The following is a 23,497-nucleotide window of genomic DNA, read 5'->3' on the forward strand; positions in this document are numbered from 1 at the left end:
GTTGAATAAGCAATGACAAAGCAAGAGAAGGTTGTTGTAGGTAAGCTCGGTGCTTCATACGGCATCAAGGGCTGGCTGAAAATCTTTTCTTTTACAGAAGAGCCGGAAGGCATTTTCAGTTATTCCCCGTGGTTTATTAAGATCCGGGGTGAGTGGCAACAAGTGAAGGTCGACGACTGGAAACGCCACAATAAAGGTTGGGTTGCTAAGCTGGAAGGTATCGACCAGCGTGAAGAAGTTCAGGCCCTGACCAACGCCGAAATCGCGGTTGACCCGGAAGTTCTTCCGGCACTGAGCGGCGATGAATTCTACTGGCGCGAACTGATCGGTATGAAAGTGGTGACTACTCAGGGCTATGATCTGGGCCTGGTGGATGATCTGCTGGAAACCGGTTCTAACGACGTACTGGTGGTTAAGGCTAATCTGAAAGATGCTTTTGGCCAAAAGGAACGATTGATTCCGTTCCTGTATGAGCAGGTCGTCATTAATGTCGATCGTGAAGCTCAACGGATCGAAGTTGACTGGGATCCGGGTTTTTAAACCCCGGGAGTGTGCAGGAAAATGTGGGTAGGCGTAATTAGCCTGTTTCCGGACATGTTCCGTGCCATTACCGATTTTGGGGTAACTGGCCAGGCAGTCAAAAAAGGTCTGGTAACCGTCGAGACGTGGAATCCTCGTGATTTTACACACGATAAACATCGAACGGTTGATGACCGTCCCTATGGCGGTGGCCCTGGGATGCTGATGATGGTGCAGCCATTGCGCGATGCCATCCATGAAGCAAAGCAGGCAGCCAAAGGGAAAGCGAAAGTGGTATATCTGTCCCCTCAGGGACGTAAGTTGGACCAGGCTGGCGTCGAAGAGCTTGCTCAAAGCGAAAACCTGATTTTGATTTGCGGACGTTATGAAGGGATTGATGAGCGCATTATCCAGACTGAAGTCGATGAAGAATGGTCAGTTGGTGATTTTGTGTTGAGTGGAGGCGAACTGCCAGCCATGGTGCTGATGGATGCCGTCGCCCGGTTTGTACCTGGCGTACTCGGTGACATGGCATCAGCAGAGGAAGATTCCTTTGCCAATGGCTTGCTGGATTGCCCGCACTATACCCGTCCTGAAGTGTTGGATGGCCTTGAAGTACCTTCGGTGCTCAAGTCAGGCAACCATAAGGACATTCGCACTTGGCGACTGAAACAGTCGCTGGGCAGAACCTGGCTAAGAAGACCGGAGCTCCTGGAAAACCTAGCTCTGACTGACGAACAGGAAACATTACTTGCCGAGTTCGTAAAAGAGCAGCGGGCAAGTAAATCGGTAGATTAAGTATCAGTTTATTCTAGGGTATTTGTAATGAGCAATATCATCAAAGCGCTCGAAAACGAGCAACTGAAGCAAGATGTTCCTGCATTCCGTGTAGGTGACACCGTTGTTGTTCAGGTTAAAGTAAAAGAAGGTAACCGTGAGCGTCTGCAGGCCTATGAAGGCGTTGTAATCGCTAAGCGTAACCGTGGTCTGCACTCTGCATTCACCGTTCGTAAGATCTCTAACGGCGAAGGCGTTGAGCGTGTATTCCAAACTCACTCTCCAGTCGTTGACAGCATTACTGTTAAGCGTCGTGGTGCAGTACGTCGTGCCAAACTGTACTACCTGCGTGAGCGTACTGGTAAGGCTGCTCGTATCAAAGAGCGTCTGTCCAAGTAAGACTCAGCGGCGTTTAACGCAGACTGAGAAAAGGGCCCGCCAATTGCGGGCCCTTTTTTGATTGAAAAAAGAGGTGAGCAATCAGTATTGAGTGGCGAAAAAACTTGCCTTGGCTTGAAGCAATTCATTAACCTACCTCGCACCTCGCACCTCGCACCTCGCACCTCGCACCTCGCACCTCGCACCTCGCACCTCGCACCTCGCACCTCGCACCTCGCACCTCGCACCTCGCACCTCGCACCTCGCATCTCGCATCTCGCACCTTGCAACCTTTCTTTACAACACCTCCATGCAATCGATCTGATATAGTGTCCGGGCGATTTTTTTCGAGACCAGACAATGAAAACAAAACTGAAAACAACCTTGATGGGATTAGTACTGGTTGCCCTGGCCGGCTGCGCTGCGGGAGTGTCTACTGAGCACTATGTACAGGATCAAAACTGGCAAGGGTTGGGCAAGCAAGATGGCCTGCGTGGTTTGCCTTCACGAAGCGCAGAAGATCTGGCGAAAGTAGCCTCTGAGTACGGAAATGGGCAGTTCCAGTTCCTGGATTATGAGCAGGGTTACCTTGAAGGGGTGGATGAGTATTGCATTCCCTCTCATGCATACCAAATTGGCCTTGAAGGTATCCAATATCATGGTGTGTGTGACAGCCGTCCTGACGGTCAGCAGTTCCGTATGGAGTGGCAAAGAGGCTTTAATAATTACAACCCGGCGGGAAATGGGTATTAACCTGTAATAAAAGCATTATTTGTACAGAGCAGATGTGCCTTAGTGGTTTCTGATTGAACCTTATATTTGGGTGGATTGAAATTTTTACACCCAGGGGTAAGCGGAGTTTGGTGTTGAAGCTCTATTCCTTCCCTCAAACACGTCATCTAAAATTATTTTGTAAACTTAAATTTACATTGGTAATTTTAAGTTTACAAAAAACTTGCAATCCAAATCGTGGCTGGTATGTTGGTTAGCAATTAGACAATAAAACGCATCAGGGAAGCCCAAAATGGAAAGAGACCAGCTAAATAACGTCCATATTCAGGATGAACAGGTACTAATTACGCCGGACAGCTTGAAAAAGGAACTTCCGGTCAGTGAGCAGGGACTGGCCTTCATCAGCCAGGCCCGTCAGACCATTGCCGACATCATCCACAAACGCGATCACCGTCTTCTGGTTGTGTGTGGCCCTTGTTCCATTCATGACCTTGAGGCGGCGAAAGACTATGCTCGCCGCCTGAAGGCCTTGTCGGAAGAAGTCAGCGATCAGCTTTACCTGGTAATGCGTGTCTACTTTGAAAAACCCCGCACCACTGTAGGTTGGAAAGGGCTGATTAACGATCCTAACCTTGACGGCTCTTTTGATGTGGAATCTGGTTTGCTGACAGCGAGAAAGCTTCTGGTTGAGCTGACAGAAATGGGAATACCGCTCGCAACGGAAGCCCTTGACCCGATCAGTCCGCAGTACATCGGCGATCTGTTCAGTTGGTCTGCAATTGGCGCACGTACCACTGAATCACAAACCCACCGTGAAATGGCCAGTGGCCTTTCCATGCCGGTCGGCTTCAAAAACGGAACCGATGGAAGCATGGGCACAGCTATCAATGCGATGAAGGCCGCCGCATCCGGTCACCGTTTTATGGGGATTAATCAGGATGGGCAAGTTGCACTCTTGCGTACCCAGGGAAACCCGGATGGGCATGTGATCTTGCGTGGTGGAAAACAGACCAATTATGATTCTGTTTCAGTCCGCGAGTGTGAAATTGAGATGGAAGCTGCAGGGCTTGACCCGGCACTGATGGTAGACTGTAGCCATGCCAACTCTCGTAAGGATTACCGTCGTCAGCCACTTGTTGCTGAAGATGTGCTTCACCAGATCCGTGAAGGTAATAAATCTATTATCGGCCTGATGCTGGAAAGCCATATCAATGAGGGTAACCAGTCTGCTGAACTTCCCCGGGAGGATATGGCTTACGGTGTCTCCATCACAGATGCCTGTATTAACTGGGATTCCACCGATCAATTACTGCGCCTTGCCCGTGAAGAGCTGACGCCGTTTTTACAACAACGCCTGGAAGGATAAATAGAACACCATGGTTGCTGAGCTGAGCCGTTTAAGAGATCAGATTGATGAAGTCGACAAACAGATGGTGGCGTTGCTTGCCCGCCGCTTGTCACTGGTCGCCGAAGTGGGCGAAGTAAAAAGCCAGCATGGCCTTCCCATCTATGCACCTGACCGTGAGGCAGCGATGCTAGCCTCTCGGCGGGAAGAAGCGCAGTCGCAGGGAGTACCACCAGATCTTATTGAAGATATCCTGCGTCGTACTATGCGAGAGTCGTACTCCAGCGAGAACGACTCAGGTTTCAAGTGTCTGAAACCGGATCTTGGCCCAATAGTCGTCGTTGGTGGCTATGGTCAACTGGGTGGCCTGTTCAGCAAGCTGTTTTCCCTTTCCGGCTATGAAGTCCGTAAATTGGGCAGTAAAGACTGGGACAATGCTGATGCAATTTTGGACGGTGCCGGGCTGGTTGTGGTAACCGTACCGATTAACCTGACAGATATGGTGATACGACGCCTTGGCAACCTGCCGGATAATTGCATTCTGGTGGATTTGACGTCGGTAAAAACCGAGCCCCTGCAAGCGATGATGGAAGTGCATAAAGGCCCTGTGGTTGGCCTGCATCCAATGTTTGGTCCGGATGTATCCAGCCTGGCTAAACAGGTCATTGCCTTCTGTGATGGCCGCGAACCGGAAGCTTACCAGTGGCTGCTTGAACAGTTCCGTATCTGGGGTGCCCGGTTGCACCGGATTAGTGCCATTGAGCATGACCAGGGTATGACGCTGATTCAGGCGCTTCGTCACTTTACTTCGTTTGCCTATGGTGTCCATCTTGCCGAGGAAAACCCGGATATTGGACAGCTTACCGCGCTGAGCTCACCAATTTACCGGTTGGAGCTTGCGATGGTCGGCAGGTTGTTTGTACAAGACCCGCAGCTTTACGCAGATATCATTATGTCGTCCCAACGCAATATCGACATGATTAAGCGTTTCCACCAACGCTACGGTGAGGCAATAGAGCTTCTCGACAAGCAGGACAAGGATGGGTTCGTAGCCGCATTCCAGCAGGTGGAAAACTGGTTTGGCGATTATGCACGCCACTTCCAGTCTGAAAGCCAGGCACTGCTGCGTCAGGCCAATGACTCGCGGAAGGAATAGTATTCAGCTGATACAGAAAGAGGCGGGTGATTCCGCCTCTTTTTCGTTGGTTTCGCTTTAAAAGTCGTCAGGCTTTGACTTCTACCTTGGTGGGGTTGACCGTTTCTGTCGGGTAACAACCCAGCACCTTGATATAACGGGTGAGGGAGGTGAGCTCTTCCAACACTTTGACCATCAGTTCTGAGCGGATATTACCTTCCACATCGAGATAAAACATCTCTTCCCATGGGTTACCCATTACCGGGCGGGACTCCAGCTTGGTCATGTTGATACCGTGGGTGCGCAGTACCAACAGACATTCCACAAGCGCACCTGGCTGCTGGGAGGTGGACATAATGATGGTGGTCTTGGCCGGAATCAGTTCAGATACCTCGACTGCCTTACGGGCAACGACGATAAAACGGGTGAAGTTTTCCTGCTGGTTGGCGATTCCACGCTTGATGGGTGTCAGGCCATAAAGCTCACCGCTTGACGCACTGCCAATGGCGGCAACGGTCGGGTCATTTAACTCGGCAACTTTCTGCATTGCTTCTGCGGTGCTGGAGCAGTATTCAACCCGGATGTCCCCCAATGTTGCAAGAAACTCACTGCACTGCTGTTGCGGCTGTGGGTGGGAATACAGGCAGCTGATATTTTCCAGCGAAGTTTCTCCCGCCGTTAGGAGGCAATGGTCGATAGGCTGGGTAAGCTCACCGACAATCGACAAACGGGTGTGCTGGAGTTGGTCATAGACTTCGTTGATAGAGCCCGAACTGGTGTTTTCGATTGGCAAGACGCCGTAATCTGCATTGCCGGTTTCCACTTCCGCAATCACTTCCTTGAAGGTGCGACAGCTGATCTCGATTAGCTTGGTCTGCTTACGGGCAAAATAGTCTCTTGCGGCGAGGTTGGAATAGGAACCTTTGTTACCGAGGAATGAGACTCGGGCAACGGCAAATGCACTGTCCGGGTTGGCCAGGGATTGCAGGAAAGCCTGCTGGTAAAGGACAGAGTCTTCAATCACTGTATGGAACAGTTTGATTACGTATTGGGCGTCCAGCCCCTGTTTCTCTCCTTCGCCGATAAGGCGTTCGAGAAGTTGCTGCTCCCGGAGTTGGTCCCTGACCGGTTTCATGGTCTGGATTTTACTTTTGGCTACTTCTAGGCTCAGTTTGCGGCGCTCAGCCAGAAGGTGGAGCAATTCATTGTCGATTCGGGTAACACTCTGGCGAATCTGGTCCAGGTTCAACGTCGGCTCACTCATAGCAGTCCTGTCTATTGTGTTCGCATTCCATAAATATTGCGCTAAACAAAAAAGCCTCCCGGCTCTGGGGAGGCTTTCTGTTCGTTTTAGTTATTCAGCCACGAACGCTCGCCTCACCCGGATGGGAAGGTAAAAAAGCGGAAGAAAAACTCTTTAGTGGCTGTCATGTTGTGTTTCATCTGTTCTTTGTTTAACCAAAACAATATTGAGACAGGTAAGGGATGTCAAGCGAAAGCCCCGCCATTACGGCGGGGCTTTTCAGGAATTCGTGTCTGTCTCCCAATCAGACTGCTTCTGGTTCTTCGCTAATCTTTTCATGGTGAGAAGCGCGGCGGGCTTCTGATTTATGCTGTTGTTTGTTCAGTTGACGCTCCAGTTTCTGCCCAGCTTCATTAATCGCGGCATACATATCTTCATGCTCTGCCGAAGCGACCAGGGTGCCACCTGGTACACCTACACTGGTTTCGATTTTGAACATTTTACCGGGTTGCTCACTGATCACAGCATGGGGATTGATGAGAGCCGTCTGCCATTTTTCCAGTTTTTCAAACCGGGACACAATACGGTCGCGGATGGCAGGAGTTACGTCGATGTTTTTACCAGTAATTTCTACTCTCATACGTGTTTCCTCTTCTCTTTCCCCCTTGCGGGCTCACTTTCAGATTACTGTTTTGGGAGAATAAAAATGTGACGAAAATCACCTTTCTGGTGTGATGTTTTTGAGGGGTTTCAAACTGTGATCCTGTTTCGTGAGTTGGCAAATTTGTTGCCGATTTTTCTTGATATAGGGGAGAGGGCTGTTGCAGTATGGAGAGAGTAGAGGGCAATTTTTTACTTTATTGTTCCAGCACTTGTGCGGCCGTTCGCCAGGTTGAGGTGACTTTTTAACCGGCATGGAATGGCATGAAAATCGAATTCAAACAAAAAAGCAGCGATCCAATCGCTGCTTTTTTGTTTTCCGGAATTGGAGTTTATACCGGGTTGAGTTTAATCAGTTCCCGGGTGCGCTGTGCTGGTTCTTCAAGACCGAGCTTTTCGTAGGCTTCCAACATCAGTGGCAGCGATTTACGTGCAGCTTCGGTATCCGGGAAATCCTGCTGAATTTGCTTGCATCGGTTAACGGCAGCAATCCAGGCCTCACGGCGGATATAAAAATCAGCGGTTGCGAGGTCGTAGTTAGCCAAACGGTTTTTCAGGAACAACATCCGGGTCTTTGCGTCGGCTGCGTAAGGGCTGTTTGGATAGCGCTCCAGCAGTCGTTTGAAATCACGGAAAGCTTTCATCGCCGGTTGCGGGTCACGGTCAGAGCGGTCGATATTAAAGATATCATGCAGCATGCTGCGATCCCCTGCCATGTGGGTCAGGCCGCGCATATATAAAACCCAGTCAGATTTGGCATGGCCGGGATTCATGCGCATAAAGCGGTTGATTGTAGCTTCACCCAGTGCCAGATCGTCACTTTTGTAGTAGGCATAAATCAGATCGAGTTGGACCTGCTCGGAGTACGCACCAAAAGGATAGCGAGAATCCAAGGCTTCCAGTTTTTCGATAGCTGATGTCCAGTTACCCTCATTCAGAGACGTTTGTGCTTCAGAATAAAGTTGCGAAGGCGGAACATCAGGCACTACAGTTTCTTTGCTGGAACAGCCAGCCAATAATCCAACGGCAAGCAGGCCGCTGAGGATAAGACGTTTCATTATTTCAGTCGCTTCCTTGGTCTAGGGTTCAACTCTTTCCAGGTGGCCGGCAACTTCATCGTTGATGAAGCATTGGTCTTGCGGCCTTTAAAAGATACAATGGCGCGATTCCGGCTATTCTACCCAGCACCATGGCGTAAACCAAACAGATTAACGAAATCCCCTGTTTGGCGGTAGAACAATATGATCCGCACAGTATTCCTGCGGGTTACCACCATCCCTTAACTGCTGCCATGTGTAAGCAGTTTGTCTGATGAAATTAATAAAAGTTCGATATGGCGCAACAAATTGAGTTAACCGCGACAGTAAATGACAGCCAGCTTGGCCAACGTCTTGATCAGGCTCTGGCAGAGCTGTTTTCTGATTACTCCCGTTCACGAATCAAAGAATGGATTCTGGCGGGACGGGTCAGTGTCGACGGGGTTGTTGTAGACAAGCCCCGCAATAAATTGATGGGTGGCGAAGCCATCGTGATCGCGGCTGAAATCGAAGATGATGAACGCTTCGAACCACAGGATATCCCATTGAATATCGTTTACGAGGACGATGATATCCTGGTCATCAACAAACCAAGGGATTTGGTTGTACACCCGGGTGCGGGCTGTCCTGATGGCACTGTCCTCAATGGCCTGCTTTTCCGTTACCCTGAGATTGCCGAAGTACCGCGTGCCGGTATCGTGCACCGCTTGGACAAAGATACCACCGGCCTGATGGTAGTGGCGAAAACCGTACCGGCGCAAACCCGTTTGGTTCGTGCGCTGCAAAAACGCCGTATTACCCGTGAATATGAAGCCATTGCTATTGGCCGTATGACCGGAGGCGGTTTGGTGGACAAACCAATTGGCCGTCACCCGACCAAGCGTACTCTGATGGCGGTAAACGAGTTCGGTAAGCCAGCAGTTACCCATTACCGTGTTGCTGAACATTTCCGTGAGCACACACGTATCCGACTGCGTCTGGAAACCGGCCGTACTCACCAGATTCGTGTTCATATGTCTTATTTGAACCACCCACTGGTTGGAGACCAACAGTACGGTGGGCGTCCTCGTCCGCCTCGTGGTTCAGAGGAAGAACTGGTGAAAACGCTGCGTGCGTTTGACCGACAGGCATTGCACGCTGTTATGTTGCGCCTTGAACATCCAATCACTGGTGAAGAGATGGAATGGCATGCACCGGTTCCTGATGACATGGTGAAACTGGCTGAAGTGCTGCGTGATGACGCAATTCTGAACAAGGATCTGATGGACGACCTATGACAAGCTGGATTGTTCCCAACTGGCCTGCACCGGCAAATATTGAGGCGCTTAGCACCACTCGGCGAGGCGGTGTCAGCGATGGGGTTTTCCAGGGATTAAACCTGGGAAACCATGTTGGGGATGATCCTACCAGGGTATTGGAGAACCGTAAGCTGTTGCAGGAAGATGCCCATCTTCCTGCTCCACCTGCTTGGCTAAATCAGGTTCACGGTACCGAAGTGATGGAACTGCCTCTTTCTGAAGGCTCTGTGCCGGATTCAGATGCTGCTTACACGGATAAATCCGGAGAGGTGTGCTGCATCATGACAGCAGATTGCCTGCCGGTACTCTTTTGCTCAGAAGACGGGCAAGAGGTGGCAGCTGCGCATGCTGGATGGCGCGGACTGCTGGATGGTGTCCTGGAAAACACGCTGGCGAAATTTACCCAACCTCAAAATGTGATGGTGTGGTTTGGCCCAGCAATTGGCCCAGATGCCTTTGAGGTGGGCCCTGAAGTACGAGAGCAATTTGTTGCTCGTCAACCGGAAGCGAAAGTCGCTTTCAAGCCGCACAATGACCGCTGGTTGGCGGATATCTACCAACTGGCCCGGCTTCGCCTTGAAGCCGTCGGTGTCAGCCAGATTTTCGGAGGGGAATACTGCACCCATTCTGATCCGGAGCTGTTTTATTCCTACCGCCGTGATGGTAAAACCGGACGTCAGGCAACGCTTATCTGGCGCCTCTGATTTTACACCGTTCTGCACTTTTTTACCGGCTGAAAATTTTCGTTTTTTAGCCGGTTTCCCTTGAAAAAACGCGATAGTGATCCCATCTATAAAGTCATACAAGGCGTGGTGATTTTATTAGGAGGGGCTATGCGCCTAGACAGATTTACCAGTAAATTTCAGTTAGCCATCGCCGATGCTCAGTCACTGGCGCTGGGACGAGACCATCAATATATCGAGCCTGTGCACCTGATGGTGGCACTGCTCAATCAAGACGGCAGTACTATCCGCCCTCTTATGACCATGCTGGATGTTGACGTTTCCCAGCTGCGCTCAAGCCTTTCTGAGCTTCTTGACCGTCTGCCCAAAGTGTCTGGCATCGGTGGTGATGTGCAGCTTTCCCATGGTATGGGCATGCTGCTGAATATGTGCGACAAGCTGGCACAGAAACGCAAAGATAAATTCATTTCATCCGAGCTCTTTATCCTGGCGGCAGTGGAAGACAAAGGCCCGCTGGGAGAGTTACTGCGCGAACTTGGCCTGACTACCCGTAAGGTAGAAGAGGCAATCGACAAAGTCCGCGGTGGTCAGAACATCGATGATCCAAACGCAGAAGAAAGCCGTCAGGCACTTGAAAAGTTCACCATTGACCTGACCGAACGTGCTGAGCAAGGCAAGCTGGATCCTGTTATCGGCCGTGATGAAGAAATCCGCCGCACCATCCAGGTTCTGCAGCGCCGTACCAAGAATAACCCGGTACTTATTGGTGAGCCCGGTGTCGGTAAAACCGCTATCGTCGAAGGCCTTGCGCAACGTATTGTGAATGGCGAAGTGCCTGAAGGGCTGCGTAACAAGCGTGTGCTTTCTCTGGATATGGGCTCGCTCGTTGCCGGTGCGAAATACCGCGGTGAGTTTGAAGAGCGCCTGAAAGGGGTGCTTAACGAACTGGCGAAGGAAGAGGGGAATGTCATCCTCTTTATCGATGAGCTGCATACTATGGTCGGTGCGGGGAAAGCCGAGGGGGCAATGGATGCGGGTAACATGCTCAAGCCTGCCCTGGCCCGCGGTGAGCTTCACTGTGTTGGTGCCACTACCCTGGATGAATACCGTCAGTATGTCGAAAAAGACGCCGCTCTTGAACGTCGTTTCCAGAAAGTCCTGGTTGAAGAGCCAACCGTGGAAGACACTATTGCGATTCTTCGTGGTCTGAAAGAGCGGTACGCGCTTCACCACCATGTGGAAATCACTGACCCGGCAATTGTCGCTGCTGCGACGTTGTCACACCGCTACGTGTCGGATCGTAAGCTGCCAGATAAGGCCATTGACCTGATCGACGAAGCCGCATCGAGCATTCGTATGCAGATCGATTCCAAGCCGGAATCCCTTGACCGTCTTGAGCGCCGTATCATTCAGCTAAAGATTGAGCAACAGGCGCTTGAAAAAGAAAATGACGATGCAAGCCGCAAGCGTCTGTCGGTGCTGAGTGAAGAGCTCGAAACAAAAGAGCGTGAATACTCGGAGCAGGAAGAGATCTGGAAATCTGAGAAAGCAGCGCTGTCTGGCACTCAGCATATTAAAGCTGAGCTGGAAAGGGCGCGTACTGATCTGGAGATCGCCCGCAGGGCCGGTGACCTTAACCGGATGTCTGAACTGCAGTACGGCCGTATTCCAGAGCTTGAAAAACAACTCGACCTTGCCAGTCAGGCTGAAATGTACGAAATGAAGCTGCTGCGCAACAGGGTAACGGATGCTGAGATTGCCGAAGTGCTTTCCCGCCAGACCGGTATCCCAGTTGCCAAGATGCTGGAAGGTGAGCGGGAAAAGCTGCTCCAAATGGAAGAGAAACTCCATGGCCGCGTCATTGGCCAGGATGAAGCGGTGAGTGCAGTCGCGAATGCTATCCGACGCAGCCGCGCCGGACTGGCGGATCCGAACCGTCCAATCGGCTCCTTCCTGTTCCTTGGCCCTACAGGTGTAGGTAAAACGGAGCTTTGTAAATCACTGGCTGAATTCCTGTTTGACAGCAGTGATGCGATGGTCCGGATCGACATGTCCGAGTTTATGGAGAAACACTCCGTCGCTCGACTGGTCGGTGCGCCTCCGGGTTATGTCGGTTATGAAGAGGGCGGTTACCTGACAGAGGCAGTTCGTCGTCGTCCTTATTCCGTCATCTTGCTCGATGAAGTGGAAAAGGCTCACCCGGATGTATTCAACATACTGTTGCAGGTACTTGATGATGGACGCCTGACTGACGGCCAAGGCCGTACGGTGGATTTTCGTAATGCGGTAGTCATTATGACATCGAACCTTGGCTCGGATCGTATTCAGGAGCATTTTGGTGAGCTGGATTATGACGGAATGAAGTCAACTGTTATGGAAGTTGTCAGTCACCACTTCCGTCCTGAATTCATCAACCGTGTAGATGAAGTTGTTGTGTTCCACCCATTGGGCGAAGAGCACATTAAGGAGATTGCTTCTATCCAGCTTGATCGCCTGGCTAAGCGCATGGCTGACCGAGACTTCATTCTGGAAGTAAGTGAAGAAGCGCTGAGTACGATAGCGAAGGTAGGCTTTGACCCTGTTTATGGGGCGCGTCCACTCAAGCGTGCAATACAGCAATACGTCGAAAACCCAGTTGCTCAGGAAATCCTGTCCGGTAAATTGTCTGCAGGGCGTACTATTCACCTTGGTGTTGAAAATGGTGAAGTAGTCGCAAGACATTAAAACAAACGAATAGAATGGGGGAGAACGTAGAGTTCTCCCCCATTTTTGTATGCATATTCATCAAAAATGACGTATTTGATGATGTTTTGTGCAAACGGTCATTTTTTTTAAATTATCTCTTGCGCCATGAAATTATCTCCCTATAATTCGCCTCCGTTGTCACGACAAACTGCGACAACGGGCGGCAAGCGAAAGTGCTTGACACGCCAGCTGGGTGAGATAGAATCCCCAGCCTGCTTAGTGAGATAAGCAACGCTCTTTAACAATTTGACCATGCAATCTGTGTGGGCACTCGTTGAAACAGAATAAAAGATTTATTCAATGAATCGAGTGACCAAACGAGATTCCTGAAAAGGAATATCGGCACAGTCAATTCTATCTATGAAAATAGATAAACAGTATTCATTGAGCCAAACCTTCGGGTTTGAAAAAACTTTAATTGAAGAGTTTGATCATGGCTCAGATTGAACGCTGGCGGCAGGCCTAACACATGCAAGTCGAGCGGCAGCGACAACAACAATCCTTCGGGAGCGTTGTTGGGCGGCGAGCGGCGGACGGGTGAGTAATGCTTGGGGATCTGCCTCTGGGCGGGGGATAACTACTGGAAACGGTAGCTAATACCGCATAATGTCTACGGACCAAAGCGGGGGACCTTCGGGCCTCGCACCCAGAGATGAGCCCAAGTGGGATTAGCTAGTTGGTGGGGTAATGGCTCACCAAGGCGACGATCCCTAGCTGGTCTGAGAGGATGATCAGCCACACTGGAACTGAGACACGGTCCAGACTCCTACGGGAGGCAGCAGTGGGGAATATTGCACAATGGGGGAAACCCTGATGCAGCCATGCCGCGTGTGTGAAGAAGGCCTTCGGGTTGTAAAGCACTTTCAGCAGTGAGGAAGGTGGTGTAGTTAATAGCTGCACCATTTGACGTTAGCTGCAGAAGAAGCACCGGCTAACTCCGTGCCAGCAGCCGCGGTAATACGGAGGGTGCGAGCGTTAATCGGAATTACTGGGCGTAAAGCGCATGCAGGCGGTCTGTTAAGTCAGATGTGAAAGCCCCGGGCTTAACCTGGGAGTTGCATTTGAGACTGGCAGGCTAGAGTCTTGTAGAGGGGGGTAGAATTCCAGGTGTAGCGGTGAAATGCGTAGAGATCTGGAGGAATACCGGTGGCGAAGGCGGCCCCCTGGACAAAGACTGACGCTCAGATGCGAAAGCGTGGGGAGCAAACAGGATTAGATACCCTGGTAGTCCACGCCGTAAACGATGTCTACTTGGAGGTTGTGCCTATAAGGTGTGGCTTTCGGAGCTAACGTGTTAAGTAGACCGCCTGGGGAGTACGGCCGCAAGGTTAAAACTCAAATGAATTGACGGGGGCCCGCACAAGCGGTGGAGCATGTGGTTTAATTCGATGCAACGCGAAGAACCTTACCTACTCTTGACATCCAGAGAAGCTTGAAGAGATTCGAGTGTGCCTTCGGGAGCTCTGAGACAGGTGCTGCATGGCTGTCGTCAGCTCGTGTTGTGAAATGTTGGGTTAAGTCCCGCAACGAGCGCAACCCTTATCCTTGTTTGCCAGCGAGTCATGTCGGGAACTCCAGGGAGACTGCCGGTGATAAACCGGAGGAAGGTGGGGACGACGTCAAGTCATCATGGCCCTTACGAGTAGGGCTACACACGTGCTACAATGGCATATACAGAGGGCAGCGAGACCGCGAGGTGGAGCGAATCCCAGAAAGTATGTCGTAGTCCGGATTGGAGTCTGCAACTCGACTCCATGAAGTCGGAATCGCTAGTAATCGTGGATCAGAATGCCACGGTGAATACGTTCCCGGGCCTTGTACACACCGCCCGTCACACCATGGGAGTGGGTTGCACCAGAAGTAGATAGCTTAACCTTCGGGAGGGCGTTTACCACGGTGTGATTCATGACTGGGGTGAAGTCGTAACAAGGTAGCCCTAGGGGAACCTGGGGCTGGATCACCTCCTTACCTAAACTGCTTCATGAGTGTCCACACAGATTGCCTGGTCGAAAAGTAAAGAGAGCATCATTGCTTAGATGGGTCTGTAGCTCAGGTGGTTAGAGCGCACCCCTGATAAGGGTGAGGTCGGTGGTTCAAGTCCACTCAGACCCACCACTTCCTTGAAGTGGATATCTAAGTAATAGACGTCGGGGCTATAGCTCAGCTGGGAGAGCGCTTGCATGGCATGCAAGAGGTCGACGGTTCGATCCCGTCTAGCTCCACCACTCTTTAAGCACATTTGCAAAAGTGTCCTTAGAAAGTGGTTCCTTGTCTCTTGTAGACACCGAAACACATGCTCTTTAACAATCTGGAAAGCTGACTAGTAATTCAATCGAAAGATTGGATTGTTTGCGAAAGCAAACAAGTTCTCAAAGCAAACACATTCAAGTGTTTTGGTAGTGCTTTAAGCACAACTCAATTTGAGTACGGCGAAAACCAAATCTTGGTCAACGTATGACTCGAAACTCCTTCGGGTTGTATGGTTAAGTGACTAAGCGTACACGGTGGATGCCTTGGCAGTCAGAGGCGATGAAGGACGTATTAACTTGCGATAAGCCCAGATAAGGCAGTAAAAGCCACTTGAGTCTGGGATGTCCGAATGGGGAAACCCACTGGCATAAGCCAGTATCGCTGCGTGAATACATAGCGCAGCGAGGCGAACCGGGAGAACTGAAACATCTAAGTACCCCGAGGAAAAGAAATCAACTGAGATTCCGGCAGTAGCGGCGAGCGAACCCGGATTAGCCCTTAAGCGTTTTAAGTGTTAGTGGAAGCCTCTGGAAAGTGGCGCGATACAGGGTGACAGCCCCGTACACGACAATGCTTTTAGCGTGAAAACGAGTAGGACGGGACACGTGTTATCTTGTCTGAAGATGGGGGGACCATCCTCCAAGGCTAAATACTCCTGACTGACCGATAGTGAACCAGTACCGTGAGGGAAAGGCGAAAAGAACCCCTGTGAGGGGAGTGAAATAGAACCTGAAACCGTGTACGTACAAGCAGTGGGAGCCCACTTGTTGGGTGACTGCGTACCTTTTGTATAATGGGTCAGCGACTTAATTTCAGTAGCAAGGTTAACCGCATAGGGGAGCCGTAGGGAAACCGAGTCTTAACTGGGCGTGCAGTTGCTGGAATTAGACCCGAAACCGAGTGATCTAGCCATGGGCAGGTTGAAGATTGAGTAACATCAATTGGAGGACCGAACCGACTAATGTTGAAAAATTAGCGGATGACTTGTGGCTAGGGGTGAAAGGCCAATCAAACTCGGAGATAGCTGGTTCTCCCCGAAAGCTATTTAGGTAGCGCCTCGGACGAATACTACTGGGGGTAGAGCACTGTTAAGGCTAGGGGGTCATCCCGACTTACCAACCCTTTGCAAACTCCGAATACCAGTAAGTACTATCCGGGAGACACACGGCGGGTGCTAACGTCCGTCGTGGAGAGGGAAACAACCCAGACCGCCAGCTAAGGTCCCAAAGTTATCGCTAAGTGGGAAACGATGTGGGAAGGCCCAGACAGCCAGGATGTTGGCTTAGAAGCAGCCATCATTTAAAGAAAGCGTAATAGCTCACTGGTCGAGTCGGCCTGCGCGGAAGATGTAACGGGGCTAAGCGATACACCGAAGCTGCGGCAATGCGATTTATCGCATTGGGTAGGGGAGCGTTCTGTAAGCGGCTGAAGGTGCACTGTAAGGTGTGCTGGACGTATCAGAAGTGCGAATGCTGACATGAGTAACGACAAAGGGGGTGAAAAACCTCCTCGCCGGAAGACCAAGGGTTCCTGTCCAACGTTAATCGGGGCAGGGTGAGTCGGCCCCTAAGGCGAGGCCGAAAGGCGTAGTCGATGGGAAACGGGTTAATATTCCCGTACTGCTGATAACTGCGATGGGGGGACGGAGAAGGCTAGGTGGGCCGGGCGACGGTTGTCCCGGTTCAAGGGTGTAGGCTGAGAAATTAGGTAAATCCGGTTTCTCTTAAGGCTGAGACCTGATGTCGAGCCACTACGGTGGTGAAGTCATTGATGCCATGCTTCCAGGAAAAGCCTCTAAGCTTCAGGTTATCAGTAACCGTACCCCAAACCGACACAGGTGGTCGGGTAGAGAATACCAAGGCGCTTGAGAGAACTCGGGTGAAGGAACTAGGCAAAATGGTACCGTAACTTCGGGAGAAGGTACGCTGCCCTTGGTGAAGTCCCTTGCGGATGGAGCTGAAGGCAGTCGCAGATACCAGGTGGCTGCAACTGTTTATTAAAAACATAGCACTGTGCAAATTCGAAAGAAGACGTATACGGTGTGACGCCTGCCCGGTGCCGGAAGGTTAATTGATGGGGTTAGTCTTCGGATGAAGCTCTTGATCGAAGCCCCGGTAAACGGCGGCCGTAACTATAACGGTCCTAAGGTAGCGAAATTCCTTGTCGGGTAAGTTCCGACCTGCACGAATGGCGTAATGATGGCCACGCTGTCTCCACCCGAGACTCAGTGAAATTGAAATCGCAGTGAAGATGCTGTGTACCCGCGGCTAGACGGAAAGACCCCGTGAACCTTTACTACAGCTTGGCACTGAACATTGAGCCTACATGTGTAGGATAGGTGGGAGGCTTTGAAGCGGTGACGCCAGTTGCCGTGGAGCCATCCTTGAAATACCACCCTTGTATGTTTGATGTTCTAACTTGGCCCCGTTATCCGGGGTGAGGACAGTGCCTGGTGGGTAGTTTGACTGGGGCGGTCTCCTCCCAAAGAGTAACGGAGGAGCACGAAGGTGGGCTAATCACGGTCGGACATCGTGAGGTTAGTGCAATGGCATAAGCCCGCTTGACTGCGAGAATGACGGTTCGAGCAGGTGCGAAAGCAGGTCATAGTGATCCGGTGGTTCTGAATGGAAGGGCCATCGCTCAACGGATAAAAGGTACTCCGGGGATAACAGGCTGATACCGCCCAAGAGTTCATATCGACGGCGGTGTTTGGCACCTCGATGTCGGCTCATCACATCCTGGGGCTGAAGTCGGTCCCAAGGGTATGGCTGTTCGCCATTTAAAGTGGTACGCGAGCTGGGTTTAGAACGTCGTGAGACAGTTCGGTCCCTATCTGCCGTGGGCGTTGGAGAATTGAGAGGGGCTGCTCCTAGTACGAGAGGACCGGAGTGGACGAACCTCTGGTGTTCGGGTTGTCACGCCAGTGGCATTGCCCGGTAGCTAAGTTCGGAATCGATAACCGCTGAAAGCATCTAAGCGGGAAGCGAGCCTCAAGATGAGTTCTCCCTGACACTTTAAGTGTCCTAAAGGGTTGTCGGAGACTACGACGTAGATAGGCAGGGTGTGTAAGCGCTGTGAGGCGTTGAGCTAACCTGTACTAATTGCCCGTGAGGCTTAACCATACAACACCCAAGGGGTTTTGTGCGTACTCAAGAGAATCAAACATCTTGAATGTGTAAGAGAACACGCTAGAAGACATCAGCTTTCAAGATTGTACCGAATTTGTCTGGCGACCATAGCATTGTGGCTCCACCTGAACCCATGCCGAACTCAGAAGTGAAACGCAATAGCGCCGATGGTAGTGTGGGGTCTCCCCATGTGAGAGTAGGACATCGCCAGGCTTTAAATTGGTTTTCATCTTTAAGAGAAGATGAAGGCAACACTGGATAAAGCAAGCTAACCATAAGACTTTATTCGGTAAACAGTATCGCTGCGGAGCGGTAGTTCAGTTGGTTAGAATACCGGCCTGTCACGCCGGGGGTCGCGGGTTCGAGTCCCGTCCGCTCCGCCACTTATTTATAACGTTTTACCAGTAGGGGCGTAGTTCAATTGGTAGAGCGTCGGTCTCCAAAACCGAAAGTTGGGGGTTCGAGTCCCTCCGCCCCTGCCACTTTTAACAAAACAGCCACCCTTGAGGTGGCTTTTTTGTATCTGAAATTTACTCCGTACTGAAATAAGTTTATAGATTAGAGGCGAATTTCGGCTCTAAACCACCGGATCTTTCCCAATAGGTACCTGTAATTCACACATTGGATTTAATGATTCCCCCCGCACCATTTCAGAACAACAAATCAAATGAGTCGGACCACTGTTCAAATTAACACATATGCGTATTAATGCTTAAGTTGTAGGATATTTATGCAATTTCCGTTGGAGACATAAGCATGAACAAAGTTGTGATGTTATCTTTGCTGGCCGCGGTAATGCTTACCGGCTGTGTCAGTAGTGAAGTGAGATCGTTCGCTGATAATTCCGAATGGGCGGAAATGGGAAACTGGGATGCCTCCCATGGCTACCAGAAACGCTCTGTAGAGGAGCTGGAAAAGCTAGGTGCAAAGGATAAGGTTGCGCAAAGCGATTATATGGATGCCTATAAAAAGGGTATTGATGCTTACTGTAACCCTATGAACGGCTACACGGTTGGTATCAAAGGGTTACCTTATACGGGTGTTTGCAGTGACCGTAAAGATGGCTGGATTTTTTATGAAAACTACCAGTCTGGCTTAGAGTCAGGCAGTGTTTTCTGACTGTTATTTTGCGGTATTGAAAAGGCGGGTTTAGTAACCCGCCTTTTAAGTATCAGGCAAAAGCCAGAGAAAGATTAGTTGTTTTTGTGGAGTTCACTATTGAGCTCGACTGCAGACTTGTTGGTAAGGCACTCAATTCGGCCGCTGACAGAGTTACGGCGGAAAAGGAGGTCAGGCTTACCTGCAAGATCTCGAGCTTTAACTACATCGACTTCCTGGCCATCAGCATCCAGCATAGTTACCTTAGTGCCGGCAGTAACATAAAGACCTGATTCGATTGTGCAGCGATCACCCATTGGGAAACCAAGGCCTGCATTTGCACCCAGGAGGCTGTTCTCACCAATAGAGATAACCAGCTTACCCCCACCGCTGAGTGTGCCCATGATAGAGGCACCGCCGCCGATATCACTGCCGTTGCCGACAACTACACCTGCAGAAATACGTCCTTCAACCATGCTTACACCGGTAGTACCTGCGTTGAAGTTGATGAATCCCTCATGCATTACCGTCGTGCCTTCACCAACGTGAGCACCGAGTCGTACACGGGAAGTATCAGCGATACGAACACCGGCAGGCACAACGTAGTCGACCATTTTAGGGAACTTGTCCACACAATCGACGGAGATGCTTTCTCCGTTTAGCCGGGCTTCCATCTGACGATCTGCAAGTTCAGGCAGGTCGATAGGACCATGGCTGGTCCAGGCAATGTTGTGAAGCAGGCCGAAAATGCCGTCCAGCACCACACCATGCGGCTGAGCGAGGCGGTGAGAGATTAACTGAAGTTTCAGGAAGCCTTCTGCAACTGATGCAGGTTGCTCATCTTTTTCAAGAATAACCAGAACCAGGGGTTGAACCGATTGGCTTGCTTTTCCTGCAAAATGGGCTGACTTTTCGACGTCTGCCTGGGCAAAAGCTTCTGCCAAAGATGCACATTGTGCCGCTTCAACCTCAATGACCTGATTGCCGCCTTGGTATCCGGTGATTTCGGACAAGGCCGATACCAGGGCATCGCCCGGATTTAGGATTGGATCAGGGAAGAAAGCTTCGATGATTTTTCCGTCGCGGTTTTTTGTCGCCGTACCGAAGGCTAGAGCAAAGCTGGACATTAGTTACGAATCTCCATGTAAAACAGGCTGCATGCGAAAGGACGCATGGTTCGAAATTTGATAAATATCATAAATTGAGATGGTGTGAGATTGAAGGGGAACAGGAGGAATAAAGGTAAATTATGTATTGCGAAAGATTTTTGGCAGGAAAAGTGGTTTAAGGCGAGATTTTAAGAGAAAGATGGGTTGATTTGAGTGTGCTACCGAACTCACCAGGGCATATTTTCTTTCTAATCACAGGCGTCGTTTTCGAAAGAGTAATATACCCTGGCAGGTGAAGAGATGAATATCAGGCCGCCTGGTCGTCGTCTTGCTCCGATTCTGCCTTCTGTGCTTTAGGCTTGGCTTTTTTAGCCGGCGCAGCTTTACGTTTTGCTCCCAGAGCTACCAGGACATCTTCCCGGCGTTGTGCCAGGTACATTGCCAACTCTTCCCGCTGACTTTCATCACTCAGCATTTCGCAATCGCCGAGTAACTCGAACAATTCGTCTGCCATGTCCAACATTTTGTCATAGGCATCTGCCTCTGCCTTAGAGGTGAAAGTCATCTTCTCTTCTCCGTTGCGTTCTACCACGTATTTGACGATAACGGCCATGATCACCCTACTCCTGATTGAATTACTGGCTTTTTATACAGTATCCTGTTGATTAAGTCCAACCGGGAAATGGATTGTGTGATGACCAGAGAAAAATTTCAAAGAATTTACCAGCGTGCTGCCGAGCGTAAAGGCGGGGAGGTTGAATTAGAAGCCCTGCTGGCTGTCCCGGCGGGAGTTGAAGAGCTGACAGCTACAGCAGATGACCGCTGGCTGGCAGCGTTTACCCAGAAGGTTTTCCAGTCAGGTATGAATTGGCAGGTGGTAAGAAACAAATGGCCGGGATTTGAGGATGTGTTCTGGGGCTTTGATATAGAGAAAATGCGCCTGACACCGCCGGATATGTGGGAGGAAAAAGCTAAAAATCCTGAGATAATCCGACACCTAGGAAAAGTCATGACCATTCCGGCAAACGCCGAGATGATATTTAGGGCCTCCAAACAGGCTGGCAGCTTTGGTCGCTTTGTGGCTGAGTGGCCGCAAAATGATCTTATCGGGCTCTGGGGCTACCTGAAAAAGAACGGTTCCCGACTTGGGGGCAATACTGGCCCATACACACTTCGCCTGATGGGCAAGGATACTTTCATTCTTTCCCGTGACACAGAAGCTTATTTACGTAATACCGGTATTGTCGATGGCGGTATAAATACCCAGCGTAGCCTGAAAGCTATTCAGTCTGCTTTTGATGAATGGGTAGCAGAAAGTGGTCGACCTTATTGCCAGGTCAGCCAGGTCATCGCTTTCAGCACCGGTGACAACCGGGTTTAATGCCTCCAGTCCCTACAATACGCTTCAAAGTTCTCAAGAAGAGGAGAAGCGTATTTTTGTTTATGCCTTACCATCCAGAACTGACGCGCAGCATTGGCTGGCGTAGGCAAAATAACGACCCGGTTGTCGGCAAGGGCATGGGTAACGGTATGCCTGGATATACAAGTCAGTCCGAGACCTGCGGCTACTGAGTTTATAATGGCCTCAGTGTTGCTGAGTTCGAATTCTGTCTTCCATGTTTCCAGGTGGGAAGCGACATGCTGTGAAAAGTAATCCCGTGTGCCTGAGCCCTGTTCACGCAAAATCCATGGCTGGCTGTTTAGATCGGCCCAACTGACTTTCCCATTGTGGCAAAGAGGGTGGCTGGGGTTGCTGACAATGACCATCTCATCTGTTTTCCATGGGGTGATATTGAGATCCGGGTGTTCTACCCTGCCTTCAATAAACCCAATATCCAAATCAAATGACAGCAACATTTCTGCGATGCCGGCGCTGTTGCCAAGCGCCAGGGATTGTCGATCATGACCGCTGAATTGCCTGAAATCTCGGATTAGGTAGGGGATAAGCTGGTTCCCAATGGTTTCGCTGGCGCCAATTTTTAACGAACCGGTCAGAATACTCTCTTGGCGAAACAGCTTGTCGATAGACTCACTGCGGCTTAGCAATTCGTCAGCCAAGGGTAACAAAGCCTTTCCATGTTCATTAAGGTGCAACCGGTTTTTCTGGCGCAGAAACAGTGTTTGATCCAGCTGTTTTTCCAGTTCGGACAGCGCCATGCTGACGGCTGGTTTGGATATAAACAGGGTTTCTGCTGCCTGGGATGCGGATCCTTCACGGGCGATGGCAACAAAGATTTGTAGTTGGCGCAGGCTGATATTGAGCATCGTTAAGAATTACTTAATCATGGGTTAAATTAATTCAAGTATACTTAACTTTTTCGCCAGCGTATTCTCGCACCATAGAATTTTTAGGGGGAGCGAGAGAGCCATGAAAACAATACGACAATTTTTCTCTGCGATTCCGACACCAATGGCTGGATTGGCACTGGGTATCGGCAGCCTGGGTTGGTGCTGGGAAAACGCAGCACAACTCCACGGGCAAGGCCAGTTTTTCACAGCAGGCATTGCCGGTGTCATGTTGATACTGTTGGCGATAAAATTTGCACTCAAGCCATCGCTTTTAACCCAGGACCTGCGCCACCCTGTGGTAGGCAGTGTTGTTCCCACCTTTGCCATGGCAAGTATGGTGGTATCCAACAGTCTCGGAAAGATCTCGCCGGTTGCTGGTGATGCACTCTGGCTGGCGGCAGTCGCTGCCCATGTTCTGTTCCTGATGACATTTACCTGGCACCGTGCCGCTGAATTTGAAATTCACCATATGGTTCCAAGCTGGTTTGTCCCGCCTGTAGGGCTGATTGTGGCTGATGTTTCGTTTTCCGGTAACCCGGAACTGGCTCCTTTAGCCAACGCCATTATGATTTTTGGCCTGATCTCATACGCCATCATGCTACCGGCTATGTTGTACCGCCTGATCTTCAGTCATGAAATTCCTGATGATGCCAAACCAACCATTGCGATTATGGCAGCACCAGCAAGCCTGTCCCTGGCTGGCTACCTGACTGTGACATCAAACCCTTCTCCGGTAATTATCGCAGTACTGCTGGGTATTGCAGTGTTGATGACCGGAGTGATTTACCTGGCGTTCCTGAAGTTGCTCCGTCTGCCATTTTCACCAGGCTATGCAGCGTTTACATTCCCTATGGTGATTGGTTCTACAGCACTGTTTAAAACCGCTAACTGGATGGCTAAACAAGGTATTGCGGCACACTATGTTGAACAGATTCGTTTCCTGGCCAATCTGGAACTGATTGTGGCAACTGTCATTGTCAGCTATGTGGCAATCCGCTACCTGATGTTTTTCTCTGCAAAATTGCAAGCCAAACCTGCAATGGCTTGATTTAAGTATTCTCTTTGAATCAG

18 protein-coding genes, 4 tRNA genes and 3 rRNA genes are annotated in these 23,497 nt (G+C 50.5%); 19 read left to right on the top strand and 6 right to left on the bottom strand.

Annotated elements, in window-relative coordinates; translation table 11 throughout:
- Positions 1-12: 12 nt before the first annotated feature.
- The 6 genes from rimM (at position 13) to tyrA (ending at position 4,907) form a co-directional block, all read left to right on the top strand.
- Positions 13-540: a ribosome maturation factor RimM gene (gene rimM, locus NF212_RS03400; protein ID WP_434358834.1), complete on the top strand. Its 528-nt coding sequence runs from the start codon at positions 13-15 to the stop codon at positions 538-540.
- A gap of 21 nt (positions 541-561) precedes the next feature.
- Positions 562-1,317, top strand: a complete 756-nt coding sequence (trmD, locus tag NF212_RS03405; protein ID WP_434358836.1) for a tRNA (guanosine(37)-N1)-methyltransferase TrmD — start codon at positions 562-564, stop codon at positions 1,315-1,317.
- A 27-nt stretch (positions 1,318-1,344) separates the two neighbouring features.
- Complete coding sequence (rplS, locus tag NF212_RS03410; RefSeq protein ID WP_434358838.1) at positions 1,345-1,695, top strand: 50S ribosomal protein L19; 351 nt, start codon at positions 1,345-1,347, stop codon at positions 1,693-1,695.
- A 339-nt stretch (positions 1,696-2,034) separates the two neighbouring features.
- Positions 2,035-2,427 carry a DUF2799 domain-containing protein gene (locus tag NF212_RS03415; protein ID WP_434358840.1) on the top strand — a complete coding sequence of 131 codons (393 nt, stop codon included), beginning with the start codon at positions 2,035-2,037 and terminating at the stop codon, positions 2,425-2,427.
- A gap of 271 nt (positions 2,428-2,698) precedes the next feature.
- Positions 2,699-3,772, top strand: coding sequence for a 3-deoxy-7-phosphoheptulonate synthase (locus NF212_RS03420; protein ID WP_434358842.1), 1,074 nt, complete (start codon positions 2,699-2,701; stop codon positions 3,770-3,772).
- A gap of 10 nt (positions 3,773-3,782) precedes the next feature.
- On the top strand, positions 3,783-4,907 hold the full coding sequence (gene tyrA, locus NF212_RS03425) for a bifunctional chorismate mutase/prephenate dehydrogenase (RefSeq protein WP_434358844.1): 1,125 nt from the start codon (positions 3,783-3,785) through the stop codon (positions 4,905-4,907).
- 67 nt (positions 4,908-4,974) lie between these two features.
- Here the strand turns inward: tyrA and pheA are convergent, their stop codons facing one another.
- The 3 genes from pheA to bamD all read right to left on the bottom strand — a co-directional run bounded on the left by pheA (position 4,975) and on the right by bamD (position 7,847).
- On the bottom strand, positions 4,975-6,150 hold the full coding sequence (gene pheA, locus NF212_RS03430; protein WP_434358846.1) for a prephenate dehydratase: 1,176 nt from the start codon (positions 6,148-6,150) through the stop codon (positions 4,975-4,977).
- Positions 6,151-6,433: 283 nt separating this feature from the next.
- Entirely contained in the window at positions 6,434-6,769 is a 336-nt protein-coding gene (gene hpf / locus NF212_RS03435; protein WP_434358848.1) for a ribosome hibernation-promoting factor, HPF/YfiA family, read from the bottom strand.
- A 352-nt stretch (positions 6,770-7,121) separates the two neighbouring features.
- Positions 7,122-7,847 carry an outer membrane protein assembly factor BamD gene (bamD, locus tag NF212_RS03440; RefSeq protein ID WP_434358850.1) on the bottom strand — a complete coding sequence of 242 codons (726 nt, stop codon included), beginning with the start codon at positions 7,845-7,847 and terminating at the stop codon, positions 7,122-7,124.
- Positions 7,848-8,122: 275 nt separating this feature from the next.
- Here bamD and rluD point away from each other — a divergent pair, with 275 nt between their 5' ends.
- The 11 genes from rluD (at position 8,123) to NF212_RS03495 (ending at position 19,049) form a co-directional block, all read left to right on the top strand.
- Positions 8,123-9,103 carry a 23S rRNA pseudouridine(1911/1915/1917) synthase RluD gene (gene rluD / locus NF212_RS03445; RefSeq protein WP_434358852.1) on the top strand — a complete coding sequence of 327 codons (981 nt, stop codon included), beginning with the start codon at positions 8,123-8,125 and terminating at the stop codon, positions 9,101-9,103.
- Positions 9,100-9,828, top strand: coding sequence for a peptidoglycan editing factor PgeF (gene pgeF / locus NF212_RS03450; protein WP_434358854.1), 729 nt, complete (start codon positions 9,100-9,102; stop codon positions 9,826-9,828). Before rluD ends, pgeF begins: the two co-directional genes overlap by 4 nt.
- A 129-nt stretch (positions 9,829-9,957) precedes the next feature.
- A complete protein-coding gene (gene clpB, locus NF212_RS03455) occupies positions 9,958-12,531 on the top strand; it encodes an ATP-dependent chaperone ClpB (protein WP_434358856.1) in 2,574 nt (857 codons plus the stop codon).
- Positions 12,532-12,967: 436 nt separating this feature from the next.
- Positions 12,968-14,520, top strand: a 16S ribosomal RNA gene (locus NF212_RS03460).
- Between the two features lie 70 nt (positions 14,521-14,590).
- Positions 14,591-14,667 (top strand) — tRNA-Ile (locus tag NF212_RS03465).
- 34 nt (positions 14,668-14,701) lie between these two features.
- A tRNA-Ala gene (locus NF212_RS03470) sits at positions 14,702-14,777 on the top strand.
- Between the two features lie 256 nt (positions 14,778-15,033).
- Positions 15,034-17,924 (top strand): 23S ribosomal RNA (locus NF212_RS03475).
- A gap of 103 nt (positions 17,925-18,027) precedes the next feature.
- Positions 18,028-18,143, top strand: a 5S ribosomal RNA gene (gene rrf / locus NF212_RS03480).
- The 16S, 23S and 5S rRNA genes sit together here with 4 tRNA genes alongside, the layout of an rRNA operon.
- A 93-nt stretch (positions 18,144-18,236) precedes the next feature.
- Positions 18,237-18,313 (top strand) — tRNA-Asp (locus tag NF212_RS03485).
- Positions 18,314-18,336: 23 nt separating this feature from the next.
- Positions 18,337-18,412, top strand: a tRNA-Trp gene (locus NF212_RS03490).
- 274 nt (positions 18,413-18,686) lie between these two features.
- Positions 18,687-19,049 (top strand): DUF2799 domain-containing protein, encoded by a 363-nt coding sequence (locus NF212_RS03495; RefSeq protein ID WP_434358858.1) that lies wholly within the window; start codon positions 18,687-18,689, stop codon positions 19,047-19,049.
- A gap of 74 nt (positions 19,050-19,123) precedes the next feature.
- On the opposite strand, the gene dapD is transcribed toward NF212_RS03495, so the two are convergent.
- The gene (dapD, locus tag NF212_RS03500) at positions 19,124-20,155 is read right to left on the bottom strand and encodes a 2,3,4,5-tetrahydropyridine-2,6-dicarboxylate N-succinyltransferase (RefSeq protein WP_434358860.1); all 1,032 of its coding nucleotides are present in this window, start codon (positions 20,153-20,155) and stop codon (positions 19,124-19,126) included.
- 289 nt (positions 20,156-20,444) lie between these two features.
- Positions 20,445-20,750 carry a YebG family protein gene (locus NF212_RS03505; RefSeq protein WP_434358862.1) on the bottom strand — a complete coding sequence of 102 codons (306 nt, stop codon included), beginning with the start codon at positions 20,748-20,750 and terminating at the stop codon, positions 20,445-20,447.
- An 81-nt stretch (positions 20,751-20,831) separates the two neighbouring features.
- Here NF212_RS03505 and NF212_RS03510 point away from each other — a divergent pair, with 81 nt between their 5' ends.
- Positions 20,832-21,518, top strand: a complete 687-nt coding sequence (locus tag NF212_RS03510) for a DNA-3-methyladenine glycosylase I (RefSeq protein WP_434358864.1) — start codon at positions 20,832-20,834, stop codon at positions 21,516-21,518.
- Here NF212_RS03510 and NF212_RS03515 read toward each other — a convergent pair.
- Complete coding sequence (locus tag NF212_RS03515) at positions 21,515-22,402, bottom strand: LysR substrate-binding domain-containing protein (protein ID WP_434358866.1); 888 nt, start codon at positions 22,400-22,402, stop codon at positions 21,515-21,517. The two genes, NF212_RS03510 and NF212_RS03515, sit on opposite strands and share 4 nt — an antisense overlap.
- Before the next feature lie 103 nt (positions 22,403-22,505).
- Between NF212_RS03515 and NF212_RS03520 the strand changes: the two genes are divergently transcribed.
- Positions 22,506-23,474 (top strand): TDT family transporter, encoded by a 969-nt coding sequence (locus tag NF212_RS03520; RefSeq protein WP_434358868.1) that lies wholly within the window; start codon positions 22,506-22,508, stop codon positions 23,472-23,474.
- Positions 23,475-23,497 lie beyond the last annotated feature (23 nt).

Source organism: Parasalinivibrio latis, assembly GCF_036825535.1.
Taxonomy (GTDB): domain Bacteria; phylum Pseudomonadota; class Gammaproteobacteria; order Enterobacterales; family Vibrionaceae; genus Parasalinivibrio; species Parasalinivibrio latis.

Excerpts from the sequence above, each read along its gene's own strand:
- rimM (WP_434358834.1), top strand. The coding sequence starts at position 13 with ATGACAAAGCAAGAGAAGGTTGTTGTAGGTAAGCTCGGTGCTTCATAC.
- trmD (WP_434358836.1), top strand. The coding sequence starts at position 562 with ATGTGGGTAGGCGTAATTAGCCTGTTTCCGGACATGTTCCGTGCCATT.
- rplS (WP_434358838.1), top strand. The coding sequence starts at position 1,345 with ATGAGCAATATCATCAAAGCGCTCGAAAACGAGCAACTGAAGCAAGAT.
- NF212_RS03415 (WP_434358840.1), top strand. The coding sequence starts at position 2,035 with ATGAAAACAAAACTGAAAACAACCTTGATGGGATTAGTACTGGTTGCC.
- NF212_RS03420 (WP_434358842.1), top strand. The coding sequence starts at position 2,699 with ATGGAAAGAGACCAGCTAAATAACGTCCATATTCAGGATGAACAGGTA.
- tyrA (WP_434358844.1), top strand. The coding sequence starts at position 3,783 with ATGGTTGCTGAGCTGAGCCGTTTAAGAGATCAGATTGATGAAGTCGAC.
- pheA (WP_434358846.1), bottom strand. The coding sequence starts at position 6,150 with ATGAGTGAGCCGACGTTGAACCTGGACCAGATTCGCCAGAGTGTTACC.
- hpf (WP_434358848.1), bottom strand. The coding sequence starts at position 6,769 with ATGAGAGTAGAAATTACTGGTAAAAACATCGACGTAACTCCTGCCATC.
- bamD (WP_434358850.1), bottom strand. The coding sequence starts at position 7,847 with ATGAAACGTCTTATCCTCAGCGGCCTGCTTGCCGTTGGATTATTGGCT.
- rluD (WP_434358852.1), top strand. The coding sequence starts at position 8,123 with ATGGCGCAACAAATTGAGTTAACCGCGACAGTAAATGACAGCCAGCTT.
- pgeF (WP_434358854.1), top strand. The coding sequence starts at position 9,100 with ATGACAAGCTGGATTGTTCCCAACTGGCCTGCACCGGCAAATATTGAG.
- clpB (WP_434358856.1), top strand. The coding sequence starts at position 9,958 with ATGCGCCTAGACAGATTTACCAGTAAATTTCAGTTAGCCATCGCCGAT.
- NF212_RS03495 (WP_434358858.1), top strand. The coding sequence starts at position 18,687 with ATGAACAAAGTTGTGATGTTATCTTTGCTGGCCGCGGTAATGCTTACC.
- dapD (WP_434358860.1), bottom strand. The coding sequence starts at position 20,155 with ATGTCCAGCTTTGCTCTAGCCTTCGGTACGGCGACAAAAAACCGCGAC.
- NF212_RS03505 (WP_434358862.1), bottom strand. The coding sequence starts at position 20,750 with ATGGCCGTTATCGTCAAATACGTGGTAGAACGCAACGGAGAAGAGAAG.
- NF212_RS03510 (WP_434358864.1), top strand. The coding sequence starts at position 20,832 with ATGACCAGAGAAAAATTTCAAAGAATTTACCAGCGTGCTGCCGAGCGT.
- NF212_RS03515 (WP_434358866.1), bottom strand. The coding sequence starts at position 22,402 with ATGCTCAATATCAGCCTGCGCCAACTACAAATCTTTGTTGCCATCGCC.
- NF212_RS03520 (WP_434358868.1), top strand. The coding sequence starts at position 22,506 with ATGAAAACAATACGACAATTTTTCTCTGCGATTCCGACACCAATGGCT.